We start from the raw sequence: 22,948 nt of genomic DNA, 5'->3' as shown, positions 1-22,948 counted from the left end.
AGCGAGAGAAGGTCACCAATGCACGCGATCCACATCGGCGAATACGGCGGCCCGGAGGTCATGACCTGGACCGAACTGCCGGAGCCGGCACCGGGACCCGGCGAGGCGCTCGTACGGCTGGGGGTGGCGGGGGTGAACTTCATGGACACCGGCGTCCGCGCCGGGCCGGTGCGCGGCTGGTCGGTGCCCACCGTGCTGGGCGTCGAGGGAATGGGCTACGTCATCGCGCTCGGCGACGACGTGCGGGGCCTCGCCGTCGGCGATCGGGTCGCCTGGGTCTACCACAGGGGCAGCTACGCCGAGCGCCTCGCCATCCCTGCCGCATCCCTGGTGAAGGTCCCCGAAGACGTGGACGACGAGACGGCGGCCGCGGTGATGATGCAGGGCGTGACCGCGAACCACTTCACCACGGAGACGTACGCGGTCAAGCCGGGTGACACGGCCGTCGTGCACGCGGCGGCGGGCGGTGTCGGCCTGATGCTGACCCAGATGATCAAGGCCAGGGGCGGCGTCGTCATCGGCCTGGTCTCTCGGGAGGAGAAGGTCGCCGTCGCCAAGGAGGCCGGGGCCGATCACGTCCTCGTCTCCAGCGGCGGTGGCTTCGAGGACCGGGTGCGCGAGCTCACGAACGGCGAGGGCGCGCACGTCGTGTACGACGGCGGCGGCCCGGCGACCTTCCGTTCGTCGCAACTGGCCCTGCGCCGCCATGGCGTGCACGCCTATTACGGCGTGCTGATGGGCGACCTGTCGTTCCACCCCATGGAGCTGCCCAGCAGCATCCTGTTCTCCTACCCGACGTACGCCGACCACGTGCCCACCCGTGAGGCGCTGGTCCGCCGCACCACCGAGATCTTCGATTTCGTGCGGAAGGGGCAGGTCAGGCCGCGCATCGGGGCGCGCTACGCCCTCACGGACGCGGCGAAGGCGCACGCGGACCTCGAGTCGCGCCGTACGACGGGGAAGCTGCTGCTCCTCCCCTGATCAGCCGGGGAGTGACCGGCCGGGGACGGCGGCGACGCGGGCGAGTGCGCCGATCTCGAGAGCCGTCCACAGCGCGCCGTCCGGGCCGAGCGTGATGCCGTGCGGTTCCGAGCCGGGTGTGGGCAGGTCGTGGACCTCGATCGTGCCGTCCGCGGCGATCGAGCCGACGCGGTTCGCGCCCCATTCGGTGAACCACTGCCGGCCGTCGTCGCCGGGGGCGATGGCGTGCGGCCGGGCGGCTCGGTCGGGCAGCGGGAACTCGGTGATCACGCCGTCGGTGCCGATCCGGCCGATCTGCCCGGCGGCGATCTCCACGAACCACAGCGCGCCGTCCCGGCCGGCGCTGATGCCCACCGGCGCGGCGGCCTCGGTCGGCAGCGGATGAACGGTGATCTCCGCGTCCATGCCGATGCGGCCGATCGCGTTGCCCTGGTTGAGGGTGAACCACATGCCCCCGTCGGCGCCGGCGGTGATCGCGGAGGGGAAGGCGCCGGTGACCGGCAGCGGCACCTCCGTGACCTCGCCGTCGGTGGTGATCCTGCCGATGCGGTCGGCGGCGGTCTCGGTGAACCACAGGGCGCCGTCCGGTCCCGCGGCGATGCCGAACGGCCCGCGGTCCGTGGCCGGCAGCGGGAACTCCGTGACCTCGCCGTCGGTCGTGATGCGTCCGATGCGGTGCGCCTGGTACTCGGTGAACCAGAGCGCGCCGTCCGGCCCGGTGACGATGATCGTCGGCCCGGACGCCGGATCGAGCCGATGGCTCAGGGGTTCGCCGCCGGGGACGAGCCGCCCGATCCGGCCGCTGTGCACCATGGTGAACCACAGCGCGTCGTCCGGACCGGTGGTGATCGCGTACGGGCCGTCCTCGGCGCCCGCGACGGCGTACTCCTCGATGGACATTCCGGAGAGGTTACCGGCGGAGCCGAGGGACCTCGAACTCTTTTCGACCCCGGCCGACGCCGGGGTCAGGCGGTGGTGAGGTGGGCGCGCAGGGCGGCGGCGCCGGACTCGGTGAGCCAGTCGGCGAGGGTACGCAGTCCCGGGTGGATCACACGCAGTGCCTCGATGTCGGCGTGCCAGCGGTGACCGGCCTGCCAGCGCTTCCTGGTCTCGGCGACCTCCGGGCCGATCTCGGCGGCCTCGTCGTCGGTGAGCCACTCGTACCGGACCGGGACGCCCGTGGCCTCGCTGATCGCGGCGGCGGCCGCGACCGGAGTCGGTTCGTCACCGGCGAGCTCCAGGGTCCGTCCGGCGAACCGGGGCGGGTCGGCGAACGCGAGCGCGGCGAACTCGGCGACGTCCTCCAGCGCGATGACCTGCATGGGCTCGTGCGGTGGGAACAGGTGCCGGTGCACGCCGCCGGAGATGCCGTCGATCCTCGACCCGACGCCGAGATAGTTGGTCATGAACCGGACCGGGCGCAGCACGGTGGGCAGCGCGATGTGGTCGCGCAGGTACTCCTCGATCAGCGCCTTCCCCGCCGAACCGAATGACGCCCTCGAAGCCGAGGCGACGGTGCTGAACACCACCTGCTCGATCCCTGCCGCGGCCGCCGCGTCGATCAGCGCCCGGCCGCGGGCCACTTCGAGGTCGGTCTCGGGCCCGGCCGGCCCGAAGGCCACGGGTGGGATGCCGAACAGGGCGGCGGCGCCGTCGAGCGCGGGCGGCAGGCTCGCCGGATCGTCGAAGTCACCGCGTACGAGCTCGGCGCCGGCTTCGGCCAGGGCGGCAGCGGCGGGTGCGGTCGTGTCGCGTACCAGGGCGCGCACCGGCCGCCCCTCGGCGAGCAGCCGCCGTACGGTGGCGCCGCCCTGCTTGCCGGTGGCGCCGGTGACGACGATCGGGTGGTGGGATTCGGCCGGTGTCACAGCGGTCATGGCGTCCGTTCCGGAGTTGGTGGATACTGGCACGATCCGGAATACTCCACCCGCTTCACCGCCACGAAAAGGGTTACGTGACATGGCAGCAGTACCCGTCGCCGCGCCGGCCGGGCGGGCCGATGCCCGCCGCAACCGGGAGGTCGTGCTGCGCACCGCGATGCGCGTGTTCGCCGAGGAGGGCCTGGAGGCATCGCTCGGCCGGATCGCGCAGCGTGCCGGCGTCGGGGCCGGTACCGTCTACCGGCACTTCCCGAGCAAGGAGATCCTGCTCGAGGCGGTGCTCGCCGAACACCTCGAAGGCCTGGTGACGGCCGCGGGCCGATGGCCCGCCCGCGCCACGCCCGGTGACGCGCTGTTCGGGTTCCTCATCGAAGTGATCGAGAAAACGGCCGGCCGTCAACGTGTCTGCGACGCGCTCACGGCCGATCGCGGCTGGCCGCACGCCCTGCTGACCGCGGCGGCGCGGCGGTTCCGCGAGGCGCTGGACGACCTGCTGACCAACGCGAAACAGGCCGGTGCCGTACGCGCCGACGTGCGGGTCGACGATCTGACCGCGCTGATCGCCGGCGGTGCCGCACTGCGTGCGGCCCACCGGGACCGGGCACGCGGCACGCGGCTGGTGCGGCTGCTGCTCGACGGACTGCGCACTCCGGCCGTCACGAAAGAAGCGGCGTTCCGTGACGCGACGTCCCTTCAGCGTCACGAAACCGCCGCCTCCGACGTGAGGTACTGCGAGGAATGCGGCGCTCGGCTGCGGGTCCGGCCCACCGGGCGGCCGCCCCGCTACTGCGGGCCGACCTGCCGCCAGCGCGCCCGCCGTCGCCGCACCGCCGGTTGACTCAAAGGACGGTCCGCAACGTGACGGACACCCGCCGTCCACGGGGAACCCGTCCGTTCGGGCCAGGGTCGGACTTGCGGGCCGGGATGGAGTGCCGCCACGTGAATCGCGCCGGGCCGGTCATCACGCACAGGCTGCCGGGTTCGAGCACGACCGGCACGCGCGTCCTGTCCTCGGGGTGGGTGAACTCCATGACGCACGCCGACAGCAGGCTGACCGAGGCGACGACCGGTCCGAAACTTCCGACGTGGTCGACGTGGGCGCTGATGCCCTGACCGGGCAGGTACTCGTTCACGATCACCTGGTCGGGCGGGCGGTCGAAGTGACCGTCCTCGTGCAGGCGTCGGGCCAGCGTCACCGCCCAGCCGGGCAGTGGCGGGGCCGGAGTGCCGCCCACGCCACGACTGCCGTAGTCGTAGCGGTGCCCGTAGTGCTGGACACGCCGCCGCAGCTGCGATGACCAGGGCGCGGCGTCGATGTCCGCCGTCAGCCGCCGCCGGCCGTCCTCGTCCAGCCAACGACCGACGCACACAAGACCCGGAACCATGGTCGAAAACATATTCGATCGTGCTCTGCCGGGAGAGGATTCGCGGGAAGTGTCACCCCCTCGATCTAAGGACTCCGTGGCGGGCCAGGATGCGGCGCATGGCGCCGTAGCCGCACTCGAAGCGTTCGGCGACCTGACGGATCGACCATCCCTGCTCGTACAGGCGTACCGCGTCCTCCTCCATTTCCGTACGCGCGGGATCGGCGGTGTTTCTCTTCTCCAGGAGCGCGCGGATGTCCGCGCGGCGGTAGCGACGATGGCCGCCCAGGGTCGGTACGTACGGCACCGCGCCATCGCGGGCCCAGGTCGCGAGTGTCGCGACGGAGACGCCGAACATCGCCGCCACCTCCTTCGGCGTGAGCAGGTCGGGCCGGTCATCGGGGGAGTACGGCCCATACGGTCTTGCCGCCCCGTTCTTCGGGCCGGACTCCCCACTCTTTTGAAAGCGCATCTACCAGGAACATCCCTCGACCGTTGACCGCGAGGGCGTCGGGCAGCGTGACGTCAGGTGTCGCATCGGTGCAGTCCCAGACTTCGATCAATATTTGGTTTTCGCGTAGATCAAGGGCGAGCGTGAACACGCCCACCGAATGCATAAGCGCATTCGTTGTCAGCTCGCCCAGAACAATATGCGCGTCATCGGCGCAGGGGCCGTGGACACACCACTCCGAAAGCGCCCATTCCAGTACCTTATGGGCTTGTCGCGAGGCAATGGGATGGGGTGGAAGCGGTAGACGGTACTTTTGATTCTGTGCTATTCCTGATTCATCCATTCCACCTACCCCCGATCCGTCGATTCGTTGATGACGGAAGTCTGTAGCTTCCGGATCGATGGCGTAAGCATTCCGATGCTCTCGGAAAGTCACGGAGACCGATATGGCACCGCACCCCGATATCGACCCCGACTCGTCGCTGTGGGCATGGCTCGCTCATGACCTGCGCTTCTACCGGGAGAAGTACGGATTGTCGCAATCTGCGATGGGAAAGATCATCCGCCGAAGCGCGACAAATCTTTCCAACTGTGAGGCGGGCAGACGGCGGATCACCGATAAGGAGGCCAAACTCCTGGACGTCCGCTTCAAGACCGGCGGCCACTTCCAGCGCCTGCTCCACTTCGCCGAACTCGGCCACGACCCCAACTGGCTCAAGCAGTACGTCAACCTCGAGAAGCGAGCCGCGGTCATCAAGACGTTCCAGGCGCTCGTGATCCCGGGTCTCCTCCAGCTTCCGGAGTACGCCTACGCCGTGATCAAGGCGGGGGGCGAATTGGATCCGGAGCAGGCGACGAATGAGAGGATGAAGAGGCAGGCCATCCTTGATGACACTCCACAGCCGATGTTGTGGGCGTTAACAACAGAGAGCGTCCTCGAGTGGCCTATCGGCGGGCGAGAAGTGATGCGGAGGCAACTCGCGCACCTGCTGGAGATGTCCGAGCGGCCGAACGTAGGGATCCGGGTGATTCCAAAGGTCACGGGTGAGCACGCGGGTCTCGACGGAAGCTTCTCCATCATCTCGGGTGAGATTGGCGCGGTCGCCTACGCGGATTCGCCCGGAGGCGGGCGCCTGGTTCCCTCGACTACCGAGGTAGACCTGTATACGGTGCGGTATGACCGCATCGGGCAAGTGGCCTTGCCCGCAGAACCCTCCCGGGTGCTGATTCAAAAGGCTATGGAGGCATTGTGACCGACTGGACGAAGAGCTCCCACAGCGGAAACACGGGTGAGTGCGTCGAGGTCCAGGTTGTGGAGTTGCCGTGACGGCAGAGACTCAGTGGGTGAAAAGCTCCTGGAGCGGAACGCAGGGTGACTGTGTCGAGGTCAAGCTTGTGGAGTCCGAAAACAGCGCCTGAGGTGGGCTGAAGCTGATTGCGGGTTCCCATGCCCGGTCGCCCTCTCCCTCTTTTGTCCTGAAATCGCCTGGTTGTGATGCGTTTCAGTGCGAGACGATGCTTCGCGAGGGGGAGAAGGCGACACGTCTAATGCAGCCATTACGACCGGAGGATCCCGAGCGATCGGCCCGTATCGGCTCACCGGGCGGCTGGGTGAAGGCGGCCAGGGCGTCGTCTACCGTGCCGAAGGCGACGATGGCACACCGGTCGCCCTGAAGGTGCTGCATCCGCGGCTGCTGCGCGGCGCGCGGGCGTACGACCGGCTGAGGGACGAGATCGCGGCCGTGCGCCGGGTGGCCGACTTCTGCACGGCGCGGATCATCGAGCTGGGCAGTGACGGCGGCCGGTCGTACCTGGTGAGCGAGTACGTCGACGGTCCCTCGCTCCAGGAGTTCACCGAGTCCGGCGGGCCGCTGACCGGTGGGGCGCTGGCCCGGCTGATGGTGGGTACGGCCTCGGCGCTGGCCGCGATCCACCGCGCCGGGGTGCTGCACCGCGACTTCACGCCGTACAACGTGCTGATGGGCCCGGACGGGCCACGCGTGATCGACTTCGGTATCGCACGCGTGCTCGACGCCGGTGCGACGGTGACCAGCGGTCTCGTCGGCACCCCCGCGTACACCGCGCCGGAGCTGCTGCGCGGTGAGCGTCACACGGCCGCGGCCGACATCTGGGGCTGGGCGGTGACGATGACGTTCGCGGCGACCGGGCGGCCGGCGTTCGGCACCGACGCGGTCGCCGCGGTGTTCAACCGCATCCTGCGCGACGAGCCCGACATCGCCGCCGTGCCCCCGCCGTACCGCGAGACGATCCGGCGCTGCCTGGCCAAGGACCCGCGCGAACGCCCCGAGGCGCGCGACATCCTGCTCCGGCTCCTCGGCTACCAGGACGTGGAGGAGGCGGCGTCCGCGATCGGGCTGCCCGAGGGGGTACGCCCCGCCGACCACCTCACCGTCGACCGGCCCGAGCGGGGCGCCGACGGCGACCGTACCCGGCCGGACCGGTTCACCCGCCCGGACCGTACGCCGGTGATCCGGCGCCGCCGACGGCGGGTCCGGACGCTCGTGGCGGCCGGGGCCACGGCGGTGGCGGTCGGGGCGGCGGCGCTGGTGTTCGCGCTGTGGCCGGACGGCGGGGCACGGCGCGCCGGCGGCCCGCCCTCGGTACCGCCGCCCGAGGTCACCGTGGGATCGGCCAACTTCGCCGAGAGCTCCCTGCTCGGCGAGGTGTACGCGCAGGCGCTGGAGGCCAAGGGGTACCGGGTGACGCGGAAGTTCTACCTGGGCGACCGCGAGACGTACTTCCCGCAGGTGCGAGCCGGGCAGATCGACGTCATCCCCGAGTACACCGGCGCGCTCGCGGTGTCGCTCGACCCGACCAGCACCGCGGCCACGGCGGAGCAGGTCGACGCGGTCCTCGCCCGCAAGCTCCCGGCCCAGCTCCAGCTCCTGCGCTCCGCGCCGGCCGAGGACAAGGACACGGTGACGGTGACCAGGGCGACCGCCGACCGGTACGGCCTGCGGACGATCGCCGACCTGCGGCCGGTGGCGGGCGATCTGGTGATGGGCGGCCCGCCGGAGTTCCAGACCCGGCACCAGGGCCTCGTCGGGCTGCGCGGCACGTACGGGCTGAACTTCCGGAGTTACCAGCCGTTCGCGACCGACGACCGGGCCACGGTCGTCAAGCAGCTCCAGGACGGCCGCATCGACGCGGCGGACCTGTTCGCGACCGAACCGGCGATCGCCGAGGGCGGGCTGGTGGTGCTGGAGGATCCCAAACACGTGTTCAGCGCGCAGAACGTCACGCCGCTGGTCTACCGTTCGGCGCTGAGCGCCCCCGGCCGGGCCGCGCTCGATGCCGTCTCGGCCAGGCTGACGACCGACGCCCTGCTGAACATGAACGTCCGCATGCTCATCGACAAGGTCCCGGCCCGTACGGTGGCCGCCGACTGGCTGCGCCGGGCGGGCCTGTCCGCCACGCCCGGCGCCACTCCCTGACGGGCGGCCCTCACGGCTCGGGTCTACTTGATGAAGCCCTGCTGCTTGAGCCAGTCGTGGGCGACCTGCTTCGGCTCGTAGCCGTCGACGTCGACCTTCGCGTTGAGCCGGCTCATGGTGTCGTTCGTGAGCTTCTGCGCCACCGGGGCGAAGATCTTCTGGATCTGCGGGTACTTGTCGGCGATCTGCTGGCGCAGGGTGAGCGAGGCGTTGTAGACGGGGAAGAAGTGCTTGTCGTCCTCCATGACCTGCAGGTGCTTCGCGGGGATGCGGCCGTCGGTCGTGAAGACCTCGCCGAAGTTGCACGTCGAGCCCTTGGCGGTCTCGGTGTAGATGACCCCGGTGTCGAGCTGCTTGACGTTCCCCGGCGGGACGTTCATGTCGTACGCCTTCTTCAGGCCGGGCCAGCCGTCGTCACGGGTGGAGAACTCGCTCTCGATGCAGAAGGTCGCCTCGGCGGGCTTGGTCTTGAGCAGGTTCGCCACGTCGGACATGGTCTTCACGCCGAGCTGCTGGGCCTCGGTCTGCCGGATCGCGAACGCGTACGTGTTGTTCAGCGGGGCGGGCGGCTCCCAGACGATCTTGTTCTTGGCCAGGTCCTCCTTGGCCACCGCCTGGTACTGCTCGGTGGGGTCGGCGATCGGCTTGGCGTGCTTGAGATAGGTGATCCAGCCGGTCCCGGTGTAGTCCCAGTACAGGTCGACGAGGCCCGAGGTCAGCGCGTTACGGGTGTTGGTCGAACCCTGGATGTTGGTCTTGTCGGTGACGCTCGCGCCGTGGGCGCGCAGCAGCTGCAGGGTCATCTGCCCGAGCACCAGCTGCTCGGTGAACTCCTTCGAGCCGACGCGTAGCGACGCCCCCTTCAGCTCCTGACCGGCGCTTCCCTGCTCGACAGCGGACTTCGATCCGCCGCAGGCGGCGAGTGACGCCGCAAGAGTGAGTACTCCGAAAGCCGCTCCGATGGCACGAAAACGCATGTGAACCTTTCTCTCTGTCGGCCGGTCGTGACGATCGGCCCGGGCGTCGGTCAGGAGGAATCGTCAGGAGAGGCCGCGAGGTCGTAGCACGTCCTCGGCCAGGCTGCCGAGCCAGTCGACCAGGAACGCGATGCAGCAGGTGAGGACGCCGCCAGTGATCAGAACCGGATGGCGGGACAGCTTGATGCCGTTGACGATCATGTCGCCGAGGCCGCCCGCGTTGACAAAGGTGGCGAGCGTGGCCACGCCGACGGTGAGCACCAGTGCGGTCCGCAGGCCGGCCAGGATCACCGGCACGGCCAGCCGCAGCTCCACCGACAGCAGCACCTGGAGCCGCGTCATCCCCATGCCGCGTGCCGCCTCGACCAGGGCGGGGTCGACCTGCTGGATGCCGACCATCGTGTTGCGGAGCACGGGCAGCACGCCGTACGCGACCAGGCCGATCATGGCGATCTTGAACCCGACCCCGAACTTGATGGTGAGGAGCACCAGCACGCCGATGGACGGAATCGCCTGGCCGAGGTTGGAAAGGCCGAGGATCACCGGGCTCACCCACTTGGCCCTGGGCCGCGAGACGAGGACGCCGAGCGGGATCGCGATGACGACGATGATCACGCTCGCGAGCAGGGTGAGCTTGAAGTGCTCGATCACCCGGTCGTGCATGTACGTGTAGTTCAGCGTGCGCCGCTCGATCGAGTCGAGCTTGAGCCCGTGCACCCACAGGTAGAGCACGCCGAGCGCGGCGGCGATCGCGATCGGCGTCCCCAGGTGCCGGAGCAGGACGCGTCCCCGGCTGCGCCGTGGTGTCCCGGCGGCACCGACCTCGCCCGTGACGGGCAGCGTGTCAGCCACCACTCGGCTCGACCTCCCGGCTCTCGCTGTTGATCGCTTCGCAGATGTCCTGGTAGGTCAGGCAATGGCGTGCGTCCCCCGAGACGGCGGCGACCTCGTCGGTACCGTGCGCGACCATGGCGTCCAGCGCCTCGCGCAGCGTCGCCGTCGCCTCGACCTCCGGCAGTCCGGCGGTCTTCTTCGGGCCGTCGCCGGCGGTGCAGGCGTCCTCGACCGTGATCAGGGCCAGGCGTTTCAGCGTCCCCGCGCTGCCGATGAAACCGGCGACGTAGTCGTCCGCGGGAGCGCCCAGGATCCGCGCCGGCCGGTCGTACTGGGCGATGTGCGAACCCTCCCGCAGTACGGCGATCCGGTCGCCGAGCCTGATGGCCTCCTCGAAGTCGTGCGTGACGAAGATGATGGTCTTGCGGAGTTCGCGCTGGAGCCGCAGGAACTCGTTCTGCAGGTGTTCGCGGGTGATCGGGTCGGTGGCTCCGAACGGCTCGTCCATCAGCATCACCGGCGGGTCCGCAGCGAGCGCGCGGGCCACCCCGACCCGCTGCTGCTGGCCACCGGACAGCTGCCGTGGATACCGGGAGCGGAAGTCCGCCGCGTCGAGCCCGACCAGGCCGAGCAGCTCATCGACCCGGTCGTTGATCCTGGCCTTCGACCAGCCGAGCAGCTTCGGCACGACGCCGACGTTCTGGGCGATGGTCAGGTGCGGGAACAGCCCGATCTGCTGGATCACGTAACCGACGTGGCGGCGCAGGTCGTCCGGACGCATCTTGAGCACGTCCTCGTCGCCGATGCGGATCTCGCCGGAGGTCGGCTCGATCAGCCGGTTGATCATCTTCATCGTGGTCGTCTTCCCGCACCCGGAGGGGCCGACGAAGACGACGAGCTCCCCGGCCGGCACGTCCAGCGAGATCGCGTCCACGGCGGGACTGGACTGTCCCGGATAGCGCTTGGTGAGCTCGCGCAACTCGATCCGGACGCCACCGTCACTGTTCTCGAACACGAAGACCCCTCGGACTGGTTAGACGGCGGACGATGAGGAAGAACAGGTCGCAGAGAAGAGCGAGGATCACCACGCCCAGCGTTCCGGCCAGCGCCTCGTTCAGCGAGTTCGCCGAGCCCAGGCGGGACAGCCCGTCGAGGATCTGCTGGCCCAGCCCGGGACCGGCCACGTACGCCGCGATCGCGGTGATGCCGATGATCATTTGGGTGGCGACGCGGATCCCGCTGAGGATCAGCGGCCAGGCGAGCGGGAGCTGAAGGCGCCACAGCACGTGGAACGAGCTCATCCCCATGCCGCGCCCGGCCTCGATGACCGCCGAGTCGACGCCGCGCAGGCCCACCACGGTGTTCCGGATGATGGGCAGCAGCGAGTAGAGGGTGAGCGCGAACACGGTCGGTGACCAGCCGAGGCCCAGTATCGGGATCAGCAGGCCGAGCAGCGCGAACGACGGGATCGTGAGGAACCCGCTGGAGACCCCGATGGCGAAGCCGCTCAGCCGCGCGTGCCGCCAGGTGAGCGTCCCGACACCGACGCCGAGCACGGTGGCGATGGCGATGGACAGCGCCACCACGAGGGCGTGCTGCCCGAAGGCACGCGTGAGCTCGTCCGAGCGCGTCTGGACGTACTCCGTGAAGGTCATCGCACTCTTTGAAGGGCCATGTTTTATACCTAATTGTCGGGATTCAAGGATTAGAGGGTGGAATCTTACGGCATGGAACAGTCCGAAACCATGTACGGACCCTCAGTCACGACCGTGACGGCCGCGTCCGCGCGTCGCGCACGGGCGCGCGGCACGCCGACGGCGGGCCATGGGCGGCAGGCGCGGGCCGTTGCCGTGAAACAACCGGTCGACCTGCGAAGACGCTCACGAGCGTCGCGTGCGCGCCGACCGTACGACGACGACCGGGAGCATGCCGCGCCGGGGGCGGATCACGACGAAGATCACGTTTTGGCATCGCCGATCGGGATCCGCCGGAGCGAGACAATTAGCCGATGAAATGTTCGGCGGAGTGGGCCGAAACCCCCCTACGGGACAAGGCCTCCGCTCGTACGGGGGCGGGCGCCCGCCCGCGGCGTCACCCCTTGACGGTCAGCAGGGGGCGGAGTTCGACGACCGGGTCGGCGACGCCGGCGTTCCGCAGGCTGGAGACGACCGGGCCGATGTCCTTGTAGACCCAGGGCGCCTCCTGCTTGAGGTCACGGCGCCAGACGGCCATGACGTCGGTGCGGTGGGCGACCTTGGGGTCGCGGTGGTCCAGCGGCGTGACCACGCGAAACTCCGTCAGGAACGCGTCGAGCTCCTTCTCGTTCGCCCGTGAGGCGGCGCCGCGCGGCACCCGGCGGCCCGCGCCGTGGCAGGCGCTCGCCAGCGACCGCGGGTTGCCGTGGCCGCGCAGGAGGTAGCTCGCCGCACCCATCGAGCCGGGGACGATGACGGGTTCGCCCCACAGGGCGTACGGGCCGCCGGCCGTCTCCTCATAGCCCCCGGCCGGGGTGGCCCCCTTGCGGTGCGTGACGGTGTCGCCGTCCTGCCAGAGCAGGTTGTGCGGCGCGTCGTAGACGAGATCGGCGGTGAGCTCGCCGCACTCGGCGGCCAGCCCGGTGCGCAGCATGAGGGACAGAAAGAAGCGGTTGCCGACCGCGAAGTTCGCGGCGTTGCCGAGGGCGTCGAGGTAGCGCCTCCGCCGCGTCGCGGACCGCTCGTCGAGCAGCATCGGGATGATCTTGTTGTCGGGCGCGGGGAGATCGTCCGGCCACGCGGCGCGGGCCTGGTCCATGCCGTCGGCGTTCGCCTGGTGGCCGAGGGACAGCGAGCCGCTGTGCACCATCGAGACGACCTGGCCGAGCTCGAGGCCCCAGGCGTACGCGGCCTGCCGGTCGTGCACGGCGGCGACGTACTGCAGCTCGGCGAAGTGGTTGCCGCCGCCGATGCTGCCGACGATGCTGTCGTAGCTCGTGCCGCCCGCGCTCGTGATCCAGTCGCGGAACGGCTCGGCGGTCGTGGTGGGGTAGCGGGAGCGGTGGATCCGGTCGTGCCGCTCGTCCTCGCGCAGCGCCGCCCAGACGCCGTCGTCCGGCCGCGGGCCCGCGTCAAGGAGGCCGGGCAGGCCGTCGCGGAGCAGGCCCTCGCGCTGCGCGGCGGTCAGGGCGATGCGGCGCCCGCCCTCGAAGAACAGGTGACGCAGCCGGCGTTCGAGGGCGTCGAGCCGGGGCCGTACGTCGTCGACGGTCAGCGAGGTCGTCTCCACGCGCATGCCGCAGTTGATGTCGTTGCCGACGGCCTGGGGGATCAGCGCGCCGCGGGTGCGCAGGACCGTACCGATCGGGATGCCGGCGCCCTTGTGGAGGTCGGGGGTGAGCACGACCTGGGTGATCGCGGCATCGCCGCCGAGGCGTTCGAGGGTGGCCGCGGTCTGGAGGACGGTGAGGATCTCGTCGATGGCGCTGGATTCGATCGGCACGTCTGCGGCGGCGCAGATGTCGACCGGGACGTGCCAGGGGTTGGGCAGGCGCAGCCAGTCGTCGTCGACGCGGACGAGTCGTGGATCCTGCGTGGGAGAGCTGGGCATGAGGCCTTCCTGGTGGCTGCTTGTCGAGGCATGAGGGAGTGCCGCCGCGTTTTCGGTGCGCGGCGGGAGCGCCGGTATTCCCCGGGATTCAGCAGCCGCGAGGTGGAACGACGATATCCCGCCGGACCGGGGCGGTCGCAACGGGATTTCGTCGTTTCGCCGGTTATCGGGCCTGCAGCGCCGGGGCCGGGGCGGTGAGCGGGGCCCGGCGGGCGCTGCGGAGGATGCTGATGCTCATCGCCAGCAGCCAGTAGCTGAGGATCGCGCCCATGGAGGCGGTCGTGCCCCAGCCGTTGGCGGCGTAGAAGAACGCCGGCTTGTTGCCGAAGAACATCGAGGGGATGAAGGCGAAGTTGATCGCCGCCAGGACGTACGCCGAGCGGCCGGTCCAGCGGGGGAGGGCCCGGGTCCGGGCGATCGCGTAGCCGACGGCGGCGAGGAAGGTGCCGAGCAGCATGCGCCCGATCGAGCCGTACAGGATGTAGGTGCCGTTGACGGTGATGGTCGGATCGATCGGGTGGTCGGTCGCGATGACGGAGCCGGCCTCCAGACCGTGGGAGACGAGCGTGACCACGACGTACGCGAGCCCGGCGGCGGAGGCGATCCCGCCGATCCACTCGTGGCGCGGGCTGACGGCCTTGATCAGTTCGCGGAGGCCGGTGACGAACAGGAGGAGGAGCCCGAGGGCGAGGATGCCGATCAGGAGGCGGGACAGGACGTTCCAGTCCGGCGGCGCACCGTCGTAGACGAAATAGAGCGGCACTTCGACGATGAACGCCACGGCGGCGGCGAGGCAGGAGAATCCAGTGAACTTCCGGGCGAGTTTCTCGTTCATCTCAGCTGGGGCCTTTCCGAGCATTTCTTGCTGACACGAGCAATCCTGCTGGGGAAGGCCACAGCGTGTCGGTGGGCGTGGACACCGGCCGGGGGTGGACCTTTCACCACCATCGCCCCGGTGGTGTCAGAACCCGTGCCGTCGTTAGGCGGGGGTGTCCCACAGGTCGAGTTTTTGGTTGATCTCGTCGCTGGGTGCCCTGTCGCCGCCCCGTACCCAGTACTGCGCCGCACGGCCGAACGGCAGGATGGTCGACGCCGCGCTGCTGACGACGCCGACGCGGTTCTCTATCGAGCGTACTCCCCCTTGACCGTCCCCGACCTGGTAGCCCCTGACCCGTACCTTACGTCCGTTGTTCGGATAAGGATTTCCGGACTTGTCGGTGTTATAGAGATGGAAGCCGAAGTCGCGGAAAACGCCGTTCTTTGTCGATCGCCACATTTGCTTTCCGGTGCTGACGGCCACGTGGATGTCGTTGACTTTCGCGTGTTTCCCGGTGGCGTCGGCTCTTACGCGAGCCAGGGTCTGTCGGGCGCCGCCGTATCCCGAATCCATGAATTTCTTTCCGGGTGACGAACGCAGTAGTGCGGCGAAGGACTTCTCCTTGATCTGCCGAAGCTCGGCACGCAGCCGGGGTACGAGTCCCTTGATGCGCCGGAGCATCCCCAGCAGCGAAGCCATCACGTGTCCGACAACGCCGGCAGTCCGTTCCGACTCCGCCGTGATCCGCTGCGCGGCGACCAGCTCTGAGACCCCGAACGTCTCGACGGCGGCCAGTTGGGCGCTGATCCACGCCACCGCGGCCCATACGACCACCTCGTTGATCATCTCGCGGATGACGGCCTCGACGTCGGTGATGAGCGAACTGACCAACTGCAGAAGCGCGGCGGTCCGGTCGGCGCTGCCCGCGGTCTCCGTGATTCCGTCCCGCATCTCCGTCAGGCGCAGCCGCGCGGCGTCCGCGGTGGTTCCCCGCCACGTCTCTCCGAGAGTCCGGTCCATGGTCTCGTCGAGGTTCGTGGCGAGTGTGCGGCAGCCCTGGGCGATGCTGTCGAAGTTGTACGCGGCCTGTCCGGTGGCGATCGGGTCACCTGTCAGCAGGTCCGTGAGACTCTTCGTCCAGTAGAACGCGTTCAGCAGAAACGGAATGCCGCATCGAACCAGAAACCCCATCGGGTCGGCGCGGAGATTGGCGATACCGCCGATCGTCGACAGGTAAGCGGTGGAGGCGTCGGTGGCCAGCAGTGCGATATCCGTGCCGATGTTGTACTTGTCGTCGCTGTTCAGGTCGCCGTACAGTCGCAAGGAATGAAGGCCGGTCGAGCCCCACGCGCCGACGAACGATGGCGCGGAGATGATGACGCCGTTCCAAATCCGATGGTTCTGGTAGAACTGCGACGCCGGATTCAGCTCGCGGAGTCGCCGGCCGTCACCATATTCGTTCCCGACCTTCGCCAATACCCGCAAGCATGCGGTTTCGGCCGAAGAATAGTTGGCGGCCGTGCCGTGCAGGCGTTTCTTCGCGCCGTCGATGGCGCCGGACATGTGGTTCAGGTGTTCTTTGAACTCGGTGGCGAGTGACAGGAAATCCTGTCTCAGGGACCGGAGCAGCCCCCACGCGTGTTCCGACGAGAGGGAACGCGCCGCATCGTCGGTGGCGCGATGAAACGTCTCCACCCGGGCCGCCAGTGTCCCGATACCGTGCGCGGCGCCGCCGACCGCGCCGGCGGAGACGGTGAATCCGTCCATGCGCCGTCCCCAAGACGATCCGGCCGTGCCCGGAGTCAAACGATCAATACCGAAGTCGATCTTACCGACCGGCGTTCAGGCCGGTGGGCCCGGCAGAGCGGTCGAGACCAGGCGGCGGATCGCGCCCAGGTCGACGTCCTCGGCCAGGGACGTCTCCTCGGGCATGTCCTTGATCGCCTCGTCGACGTTGAGCAGCGTGCGGAACAGCCGGGGGAGCACGGTGCGGGCGAGCAGGTCCTCCGCGAGCACCGCGCTGTCGGCGGGGTCCATCGCGTACCGCTCGGCGAGGTAGGTGCTCAGGCGCTCGTACGTGCTGCCGAAGATGGCGTCGAAGTACGTGCTCGAGCTCCCGGGCAGCCGTTCGGCCTCGGTGATGGTCAGCCGGCAGGTCCGTACCTGGGCCTCCCACACCATCAGCTGCAGGAACCGTCCGCAGAACCGCGTCACCGCCTCCGCGGGCTCCTCGGCGTACGCGCCGGGGGTGCCCAGCCTGCGCAGGTACAGCTCACGGACGAGGTCCAGGACCGCGAGGAACAGCGTGTCCTTGTTCTCGAAGTGGGCGTACAGCGTCCGCTTGGACGTCTCGGCGCGTGACGCGACGGTGTCCATCGAGGCCCGTTCGTAGCCGGTCTCGAGGAACACGTCCTTGGCCGTGAGCAGGATGTGGCGGCGTAGCTCCTCGCCGCGCCGCTGCCGCGTGCGCCGCGGTTCACCTTCTTGCCTCATCGGCTTGCATCCCCAAAAGTAAACGGTACGGTAGAGTTTACTTCGCCAGAGCGACTCCAGTGGAGAGAACTCATGCTCGTTATCACCGCCCCTACGGGAAACATCGGACACCAGGTCCTCGACCGCGTCCTCACCGGCGACCAGCCGGTTCGCGTCATCGTGCGCGACCCGAACAAGCTGCCCGCCGGCGTCCGTGAGCGGGTCGAGGTCGTCCAAGGCTCGCACGGCGATCCGCGGGTCGTCACCCGAGCCTTCGACGGCGCCGACGCCGTGTTCTGGCTGCTGCCGCCCGACCGCCAGGCCGCCAGTGTCGAGGAGGCCTTCGTCGGCTTCACGCGCCCCGCCGCCGAGGCGATGCGCGACCAGGGCGTCAAGCGCGTCGTGGACGTCAGCTCCCTCGGCCGCGGCACCGCGTACGCGGGCAAGGCGGGGTACGTGACCGGTTCGCTGGCCATGGACGACCTGATCGCCGGCACCGGAGTGGCGTTCCGCGCGCTGACCATGCCCGCGTTCATGGACAACCTGCTGCGGCAGGTCCGGGCGATCAAGGAGCAGGGCGTGTTCTTCGACGTCCTCGGCCCTGACCACAGGCTGCCCACCGTGGCCACCCGCGACATCGCCGCCGTCGCCGCCCGTCTGCTGCTCGACACCACGTGGACCGGCCAGGAAGAGGTCCAGGTGATCGGCCCCGAGGACCTGTCCTACGACGACATGGCCGCCGTCGTCTCCGAGGTGCTCGGGACTCCCGTGCGGTACCGGCAGGTCTCCATCGAGGCGCTCGAACAGCAGCTCACCGGCCCCGGCCGGTCCGACGCCATGGTGCAGGGCATGCTCGACATGATGATCGCGGCGGACAACGGTCTGTACGGCGGCGTCACCCGTACGCCGCAGCACGCGATCGACACCCCGACCACCTTCCGGCAGTGGTGCGAGGACATCCTCAAGCCCGCGGTCCAGGCCGTCTGAGAGGTGAGCCGGATGACCACACCGCCGACGACCACCGATCGGCTGGACGAACGACTCGACGCGATCGCCGACGGTTTCAGCACGTCAGGCCGATCGCCCGTGCTGCACACGCCGGCCGAGCACGGGCTGCGGTTCGAGGACGTCACCTTCCCCTCCGAGGACGGCACGCCCCTGGAGGGGTGGTTCGTCCCGGCCGAGGGCGCGGACACCGTCGTGATCGTCAACCATCCACGGTGGTTCAGCCGCTCGGGGCTCCCGTCCCACCTCGAACCCTGGCGTTCGGCGCATGCCGCCACCGGCAACGACGTGGAGGTCGACTTCGTCCCGGACATCGCGATCCTGCACTCCGCCGGGTACCACGTCCTCGCCTACGACCTGCGCAACTTCGGCCTCAGCGGCGCCGCCAACGGCGGACTGACCACGGGCGGCAACCTCGAGTCGCGCGACGTCATCGGGTCCCTGCGCTACGTACGGTCCCGGCCGGAGCTGCGGGACGCGAAGATCGCGCTGTTCGGCCGGTGCCTGGGAGCCAACGCCATCCTGTTCGCGATGGAACGAGCACCGAGCGAGTTCGCGGACGTCCGGTGTCTCGTCGCGTGCCAGCCGCTGTCGGCCCGCATGGTCCTGACACGGAACCTGGAGCGACAGGGCATACCGGTCGAGTGCCTCGACGAGCTCGACCGGCGGATCAGGCTCCGGACCGGTTTCGGCCTCGACTCGATGTCACCGGCGCGCGCCGCCCGGAGCGTACGGACGCCGACGCTCGTCTACCAGGTCCACGACGACCTGATGACCAGGCCGGCCGACGTCCAAGCGGTCTTCGACGCCATCCGGGACGACGTGCCGAAGGACCTGCTCTGGATCCACGGGACCACCCGGCGATGGGACGGGTACCTGCACTTCCAGCGGAACCCGGACCGGATCCTGGACTGGCTCGCGCGGCACACCCGGTGAGCCTCAGCCCACCTCGTCGGCCGTCAGCCGCTGGGTGCCGATGACCTCCAGCAGCCGCAGCTGCTCGACGGCGGGCGTGCCGGGCCGGGGAGCGAACCACAGGAGCCGCTGGCGCCCGTCCTCGCTCAGCAGGGTGAGGCAGTCGATCTCGACGACGCCCAGCTCCGGATGGACGATCCGCTTGCTGTCCCGGCGCCGTACGGCGACGTCGCCGCCGTCCCAGAGGGTGGCGAACTCGGCGCTCTCGCGGCGCAGGGCCGCCACCATCGCGTCGGAGTGCGGGTCCTTCCCGCGGCGGCCGGTGGCGGCCCGAAGGTCCGCCGCGAACGCGGCCGACTGGTGCGGGTGGTCCTCAGGCGGGTACAGCTCGCGCGCCGCCGGATCGGTGAACCAGCGGTAGGCGAAGCTCGCCGCGAACCCGCCGCCCGTCGGCTGCCGGCCGAGCAGCGCCACGGCGAGCGGGTTCTGCACCAGAGTCTCGTGGAGATCGGTGATGATCTGCGCGGGCGTGCCGGTGAGCCGCCCGAGCAGGTCGAGCATGGCGGGCTGCACGTACGACAGGCCGCCGCGCGGCGGGGGCACGGGACGCCCGGCGAGGTGGAAGAGATGGTCCCGCTCGTCGTGGTCGAGCCGGAGCGCCCGGGCCAGCGCGGCGAGCATCTGGGCCGACGGCTGCGCGCCGCGCCCGCGCTCCAGCTCGGTGTAGTAGTCCGGGGAGGCCCCGGCGAGCGTGGCGACCTCGTCGCGCCGCAGGCCGGGCACCCGCCGTCGCGGCCCGCCGGGCAGCCCGACGTCCGCCGGCCTGATCCGGGACCGCCGGGACCGCAGGAAGGCGCCCAGCTCGGAGAGGTCCATCCGCCCATTATCGCCGGGCCGGCCCCGCTCATCCTGGGGACGCCGTCCCCAGGGAAAGGGCCACCTGGTCACCCGCGTCCCGTACGGCGATGGTGGATGCAGAACGAGGAGGAACACATGCCTTTCGCCAATCTCAAGGTGCCGGCGGGCCTGCTGTCGGCCGAGGAGAAGCAGAGACTCGTCACCGGAGTCACCGAGCTGTACGTCGAGACCTTCGGCGAGCGAGCCCGTCCCAACACGATGGTCCTGGTGGAGGAGGTGACCGACGGCGGCTGGGGAGTGGCCGGCCAGGTACTGACCCGCGCGATGCTCCAGCAGCCCGGCCCGTCCGGCGGCTGAGCGCCCGGCGGGAACCCGACAGGCCTCCGATGAGTTGAACCGGTTGTTTCACTCGAAATGAGGAGAGACCACCTTGACTCAGGACGCCATCGGTGAGGCCCTGGTCCGGGCCCTCGCGGAGGAGAACTTCGCGGCCCGGATCACCGGCCCGACGACGATCGCCATCAGCGTCCCGGGCGGCGACATCAACCCCGACATCGGTGAGTGGCGTACCCACGCCGACCGCGTGCCACCGGCCGACCTCCCCGCGTTCGCCGCGGACTTCGCCCGCGGTTTCGCGCGGGGGATCCGCAAGCAGATGGCGCGGGCGCAGGCCACCGCGACGGTCGACGTCGAACGCCTGCTGGCCGAGGACGCGCTGCGCGTGCGGATCTACCCGGAGGCGGCGCTGGCCGACCCGCCCGGCATGCGGGACGCCCTGCTGACCCGCACGCTCGCGCCGGGCCTGCTGGAGACGGTGGTCATCGACCGGCCCGACTCGATTCAGCCGCTCAACCGGGCGGACCTCGGCGGCAGGCCGGAGAACCAGGTCTTCGGCGCCGCGCTCCACGCGTCGCTGAGCCGGGAGCCGCACAACACCGGCACCGACGAGGTCTGGGGCGTCCCGATCACGCACATCGGCGAGACCCACCGCTACGTGGGCTCCCGCGTTCACGTGCTCAGGCGCTTCCTCGGGTCCGCCCCGTACGGGGCGCTGGTCTCCTTCCCGATCCCCGAATACCTGGTCGTGCACGAGATCGGCGCCGTCCACGTGATCTCGGCGCTGGAGGCCATGCAGGCGCTCGCCCGCACCCATGTCGAGAAGGGGCAGAACGCCATCACCCCCCAGATCTACTGGTGGCGCCCCGGCGCGTACGAGCAACTGCCCGAGGGGCACGCGCTCGCCAGCGGCCAGGTCCCGGACCTGCGGCCCGTGGAGATCCAGGTGGACCACGAGGAGAAGAGCGTCACCCCGCGCACCGCGGAGACGCAGGAGCTCATCGAACTCTGGATGCGCGCAAACGCGTGAGGTTGTGAACCGCCGGATCGGCCGGTAAGCGGCGCTAAGAACCACCGCGAGGCGAACCGGCTATCCGCGCACCCGTACCAGACCGGCCTCGTAGGCGATGATGACCAGCTGGACCCGGTCGCGGGCGTCGAGCTTGGTGAGCAGCCGGGTCATGTAGCTCTTCACGGTGGCGACGCTGATGACCAGCTCGGCGGCGATCTCCGCGTTGGACAGGCCGCGCCCGACGAGGGTCAGCACCTCGTGCTCCCGTTCGGTGACGCCGTCGAGCGTGGGCCGCTCGGGAGCGGGCGCCGGGCGGCCGGCGAACTCCTCGATCAGGCGGCGCGTGACACTCGGGGCGATCAGGCCGTCTCCGGCGGCGACGACGCGGATCGCGGCGAGGATGTCGTCCAGAGCCATGTCCTTGACGAGGAATCCGGCCGCGCCGGCGCGCAGGGCGCCGTAGACGTAGTCGTCATCGTCGAACGTGGTGAGGACGACGACGTGTGCGGAGGAGGGACCGGCCGCGATCTGCCGGGTGGCCTCGATCCCGTCCATGCCGGGCATGCGGATGTCCATCACGACGACATCCGGGTCGAGGCGCCGGGCCAGTTCGACCGCCTCGGCGCCGGTGCCGGCCTCGCCGACGACCTCGATGTCGGGGGCGTCGGTGATGACCATCTGCAGGGCGGTGCGGACCAACGGCTGGTCGTCGGCGAGGACAACGCGGACGGTCATGCGACTCTCGCGGGGAGGGGGAGCTCGGCGGTCACGCGGTAGCCGCCTTCGGGCGCCGGTCCGGCGGAGAAGTCTCCATGGAGCAGGGCGACGCGTTCGCGCATCCCGACCAGGCCATAACCGGTGTCCGGGGTGCCGCCGTGGCCGCGCCCCCTGTCGGCGACCTCGATGGAGAGAGCCCCGTCCCGATGGTCGATGGACACGGTGCACGATCGGGCGTCGGCGTGCCGCACCACGTTCGTGACGGCCTCCTGGATGATCCGGAAGGCGGAAAGATCGACCTCCGCGGGGAGCGGGCGCCGGTCCCCACGCCATCGGACGTCGACGCGGACACCGGCGGCCGTGGTCGTCTCGGCCAGCCGGTCGACGTCCGCCAGACCCGGCATCTCGTCGAGCGGTGCGATGTCGGTTCCCGCTTCCCGCTCGGCCTGCCGGAGCGCGCCGAGCATCCGGCGCAACCCGGACAGCGTCTCCCGGCTCGCGGTCTCCACCTCGCCCAGGGCGTCGCGCGCCCGGCCGGGCTGCGTGTCGATGACTCTCCGCGCCGCTCCGGCCTGCAGGGCGATGATACCGATGCTGTGCGCGACCACGTCGTGCAGTTCGCGGGCGATCCGGAGCCGTTCGGCGGTCACCGCCTGGGCGCGCCGGGCATCGGCGTGATCGCGGGTCTGATGGATCGAGTTCCCGATGAGCCAGGAGATCAGGGCCGTCATCATCACGGCCAGCTCCGTGGAGGTCCCGATGGTCCACCCGCGCGCGACCCGGAAGGCCAGATAACCGGCCAGCGTGGCGACCACCAGACCGGCGGCGGTGAGAGACGTCCGGCGCCGCCCGGAGGCCGCGATGAAGCACAGGGCGACGTCCACGGAGAGGAACTGCGGCACCGGGATCGCGCCGACGCTCAGCGGGAGCGTCCCGATGACGGAACCGGCGAGCACCGAGACGATGGCCGTGATCGGCCGGCGGAGCAGCAGGCAGCTGCCGACCAGCGTGAGCGCGGTGGCCATCATCAGCATCGTCAGGCCGTCCCACCGGTAGAAGATGACCCCGGTGTACATCGATGCCGCGCCCTCACCGGGCAGCCTCAGCCGGATGAGGAACGTGAAGACCGTGCCGGCGCACCAGGCCAGGGCCGTCCAGACGCCCGGTGGAATGCGCTTGAACAGGGGAGAAGGGGACACGGCGGACATGGGCCTGATCGTAATCGGGTGATTCTGGTGAGGCATCGGCCCACGGGTGTACGACCTCGGTCGACACCCCGTCCCCGGCAA

General features: G+C 69.8%; 26 protein-coding genes. 10 read left to right on the top strand and 16 right to left on the bottom strand.

Translation table 11 applies throughout. The features are described 5' to 3' along the window. Positions 1-18 precede the first annotated feature (18 nt). Complete coding sequence (locus ABEA10_RS23135; protein WP_345467162.1) at positions 19-981, top strand: quinone oxidoreductase family protein; 963 nt, start codon at positions 19-21, stop codon at positions 979-981. On the opposite strand, the gene ABEA10_RS23130 is transcribed toward ABEA10_RS23135, so the two are convergent. Beyond that, positions 982-1,881 (bottom strand): Vgb family protein, encoded by a 900-nt coding sequence (locus ABEA10_RS23130; RefSeq protein WP_345467159.1) that lies wholly within the window; start codon positions 1,879-1,881, stop codon positions 982-984. A gap of 65 nt (positions 1,882-1,946) precedes the next feature. Next, complete coding sequence (locus ABEA10_RS23125; RefSeq protein ID WP_345467156.1) at positions 1,947-2,858, bottom strand: NmrA family NAD(P)-binding protein; 912 nt, start codon at positions 2,856-2,858, stop codon at positions 1,947-1,949. 82 nt (positions 2,859-2,940) lie between these two features. Between ABEA10_RS23125 and ABEA10_RS23120 the strand changes: the two genes are divergently transcribed. Continuing rightward, a complete protein-coding gene (locus ABEA10_RS23120; RefSeq protein WP_345467154.1) occupies positions 2,941-3,699 on the top strand; it encodes a TetR/AcrR family transcriptional regulator in 759 nt (252 codons plus the stop codon). A 1-nt stretch (position 3,700) separates the two neighbouring features. Here ABEA10_RS23120 and ABEA10_RS23115 read toward each other — a convergent pair whose 3' ends face one another. The 3 genes from ABEA10_RS23115 to ABEA10_RS23105 are packed head-to-tail and all read right to left on the bottom strand — an operon-like array spanning position 3,701 to position 5,112. Then, positions 3,701-4,246, bottom strand: a complete 546-nt coding sequence (locus tag ABEA10_RS23115; RefSeq protein ID WP_345467152.1) for an alpha-ketoglutarate-dependent dioxygenase AlkB — start codon at positions 4,244-4,246, stop codon at positions 3,701-3,703. 52 nt (positions 4,247-4,298) lie between these two features. Then, positions 4,299-4,697 carry a helix-turn-helix domain-containing protein gene (locus ABEA10_RS23110; RefSeq protein WP_425550939.1) on the bottom strand — a complete coding sequence of 133 codons (399 nt, stop codon included), beginning with the start codon at positions 4,695-4,697 and terminating at the stop codon, positions 4,299-4,301. Further along, positions 4,621-5,112: an ATP-binding protein gene (locus ABEA10_RS23105; RefSeq protein ID WP_345467150.1), complete on the bottom strand. Its 492-nt coding sequence runs from the start codon at positions 5,110-5,112 to the stop codon at positions 4,621-4,623. The genes ABEA10_RS23110 and ABEA10_RS23105 overlap by 77 nt, the downstream gene beginning before the upstream one ends. A 10-nt stretch (positions 5,113-5,122) precedes the next feature. On the opposite strand from ABEA10_RS23105, the gene ABEA10_RS23100 reads away from it, so the two are divergent. From ABEA10_RS23100 to ABEA10_RS23090, 4 genes are all read left to right on the top strand, one after another. After that, positions 5,123-5,929, top strand: a complete 807-nt coding sequence (locus tag ABEA10_RS23100; RefSeq protein WP_345467147.1) for a Scr1 family TA system antitoxin-like transcriptional regulator — start codon at positions 5,123-5,125, stop codon at positions 5,927-5,929. After that, entirely contained in the window at positions 5,926-6,003 is a 78-nt protein-coding gene (locus ABEA10_RS51230; protein ID WP_425550947.1) for a DUF397 domain-containing protein, read from the top strand. Before ABEA10_RS23100 ends, ABEA10_RS51230 begins: the two co-directional genes overlap by 4 nt. Beyond that, positions 5,970-6,095, top strand: coding sequence for a DUF397 domain-containing protein (locus ABEA10_RS23095; RefSeq protein ID WP_345467144.1), 126 nt, complete (start codon positions 5,970-5,972; stop codon positions 6,093-6,095). The genes ABEA10_RS51230 and ABEA10_RS23095 overlap by 34 nt, the downstream gene beginning before the upstream one ends. A gap of 86 nt (positions 6,096-6,181) precedes the next feature. Continuing rightward, a complete protein-coding gene (locus ABEA10_RS23090) occupies positions 6,182-8,131 on the top strand; it encodes a glycine betaine ABC transporter substrate-binding protein (protein ID WP_345467142.1) in 1,950 nt (649 codons plus the stop codon). 23 nt (positions 8,132-8,154) lie between these two features. Here the strand turns inward: ABEA10_RS23090 and ABEA10_RS23085 are convergent, their stop codons facing one another. The 8 genes from ABEA10_RS23085 to ABEA10_RS23050 all read right to left on the bottom strand — a co-directional run bounded on the left by ABEA10_RS23085 (position 8,155) and on the right by ABEA10_RS23050 (position 16,837). Beyond that, positions 8,155-9,108 (bottom strand): glycine betaine ABC transporter substrate-binding protein, encoded by a 954-nt coding sequence (locus tag ABEA10_RS23085; RefSeq protein WP_329255991.1) that lies wholly within the window; start codon positions 9,106-9,108, stop codon positions 8,155-8,157. A gap of 63 nt (positions 9,109-9,171) precedes the next feature. After that, on the bottom strand, positions 9,172-9,960 hold the full coding sequence (locus tag ABEA10_RS23080) for an ABC transporter permease (RefSeq protein WP_345467138.1): 789 nt from the start codon (positions 9,958-9,960) through the stop codon (positions 9,172-9,174). Next, entirely contained in the window at positions 9,953-10,957 is a 1,005-nt protein-coding gene (locus ABEA10_RS23075) for an ABC transporter ATP-binding protein (RefSeq protein ID WP_345467136.1), read from the bottom strand. Before ABEA10_RS23075 ends, ABEA10_RS23080 begins: the two co-directional genes overlap by 8 nt. Beyond that, on the bottom strand, positions 10,941-11,597 hold the full coding sequence (locus ABEA10_RS23070; protein ID WP_345467134.1) for an ABC transporter permease: 657 nt from the start codon (positions 11,595-11,597) through the stop codon (positions 10,941-10,943). The genes ABEA10_RS23075 and ABEA10_RS23070 overlap by 17 nt, the downstream gene beginning before the upstream one ends. A 436-nt stretch (positions 11,598-12,033) precedes the next feature. Then, the gene (locus tag ABEA10_RS23065) at positions 12,034-13,527 is read right to left on the bottom strand and encodes an RtcB family protein (RefSeq protein WP_345467132.1); all 1,494 of its coding nucleotides are present in this window, start codon (positions 13,525-13,527) and stop codon (positions 12,034-12,036) included. Positions 13,528-13,690: 163 nt separating this feature from the next. After that, positions 13,691-14,362 carry a hypothetical protein gene (locus tag ABEA10_RS23060; RefSeq protein ID WP_345467130.1) on the bottom strand — a complete coding sequence of 224 codons (672 nt, stop codon included), beginning with the start codon at positions 14,360-14,362 and terminating at the stop codon, positions 13,691-13,693. Between the two features lie 144 nt (positions 14,363-14,506). After that, the gene (locus ABEA10_RS23055) at positions 14,507-16,111 is read right to left on the bottom strand and encodes a hypothetical protein (RefSeq protein WP_345467128.1); all 1,605 of its coding nucleotides are present in this window, start codon (positions 16,109-16,111) and stop codon (positions 14,507-14,509) included. 75 nt (positions 16,112-16,186) lie between these two features. Beyond that, positions 16,187-16,837 carry a TetR/AcrR family transcriptional regulator gene (locus ABEA10_RS23050; protein ID WP_345467126.1) on the bottom strand — a complete coding sequence of 217 codons (651 nt, stop codon included), beginning with the start codon at positions 16,835-16,837 and terminating at the stop codon, positions 16,187-16,189. 72 nt (positions 16,838-16,909) lie between these two features. Between ABEA10_RS23050 and ABEA10_RS23045 the strand changes: the two genes are divergently transcribed. Beyond that, positions 16,910-17,803 carry an NAD(P)H-binding protein gene (locus tag ABEA10_RS23045; protein WP_345467124.1) on the top strand — a complete coding sequence of 298 codons (894 nt, stop codon included), beginning with the start codon at positions 16,910-16,912 and terminating at the stop codon, positions 17,801-17,803. A gap of 12 nt (positions 17,804-17,815) precedes the next feature. Next, positions 17,816-18,757 (top strand): alpha/beta hydrolase family protein, encoded by a 942-nt coding sequence (locus ABEA10_RS23040; protein ID WP_345467122.1) that lies wholly within the window; start codon positions 17,816-17,818, stop codon positions 18,755-18,757. A 3-nt stretch (positions 18,758-18,760) separates the two neighbouring features. Here the strand turns inward: ABEA10_RS23040 and ABEA10_RS23035 are convergent, their stop codons facing one another. Then, a complete protein-coding gene (locus tag ABEA10_RS23035; protein WP_345467120.1) occupies positions 18,761-19,612 on the bottom strand; it encodes a helix-turn-helix transcriptional regulator in 852 nt (283 codons plus the stop codon). 117 nt (positions 19,613-19,729) lie between these two features. On the opposite strand from ABEA10_RS23035, the gene ABEA10_RS23030 reads away from it, so the two are divergent. Together ABEA10_RS23030 and ABEA10_RS23025 are read left to right on the top strand one after the other, a co-directional pair. Beyond that, positions 19,730-19,951, top strand: a complete 222-nt coding sequence (locus ABEA10_RS23030; RefSeq protein WP_329256012.1) for a tautomerase family protein — start codon at positions 19,730-19,732, stop codon at positions 19,949-19,951. Positions 19,952-20,024: 73 nt separating this feature from the next. Continuing rightward, on the top strand, positions 20,025-20,960 hold the full coding sequence (locus ABEA10_RS23025) for a hypothetical protein (RefSeq protein ID WP_345467117.1): 936 nt from the start codon (positions 20,025-20,027) through the stop codon (positions 20,958-20,960). 60 nt (positions 20,961-21,020) lie between these two features. Here the strand turns inward: ABEA10_RS23025 and ABEA10_RS23020 are convergent, their stop codons facing one another. Together ABEA10_RS23020 and ABEA10_RS23015 are read right to left on the bottom strand one after the other, a co-directional pair. Then, on the bottom strand, positions 21,021-21,677 hold the full coding sequence (locus ABEA10_RS23020) for a response regulator (protein WP_345467115.1): 657 nt from the start codon (positions 21,675-21,677) through the stop codon (positions 21,021-21,023). Then, entirely contained in the window at positions 21,674-22,867 is a 1,194-nt protein-coding gene (locus ABEA10_RS23015) for a sensor histidine kinase (protein ID WP_345467114.1), read from the bottom strand. The genes ABEA10_RS23020 and ABEA10_RS23015 overlap by 4 nt, the downstream gene beginning before the upstream one ends. Between the last annotated feature and the right edge of the window lie 81 nt (positions 22,868-22,948).

This window comes from Actinoallomurus oryzae, assembly GCF_039541955.1.
GTDB classification, from domain to species: Bacteria; Actinomycetota; Actinomycetes; order Streptosporangiales; family Streptosporangiaceae; genus Actinoallomurus; species Actinoallomurus oryzae.
The sequence above is the reverse complement of the archived record's forward strand: the minus strand, read 5'-3'. Positions and strand labels throughout refer to the sequence as shown.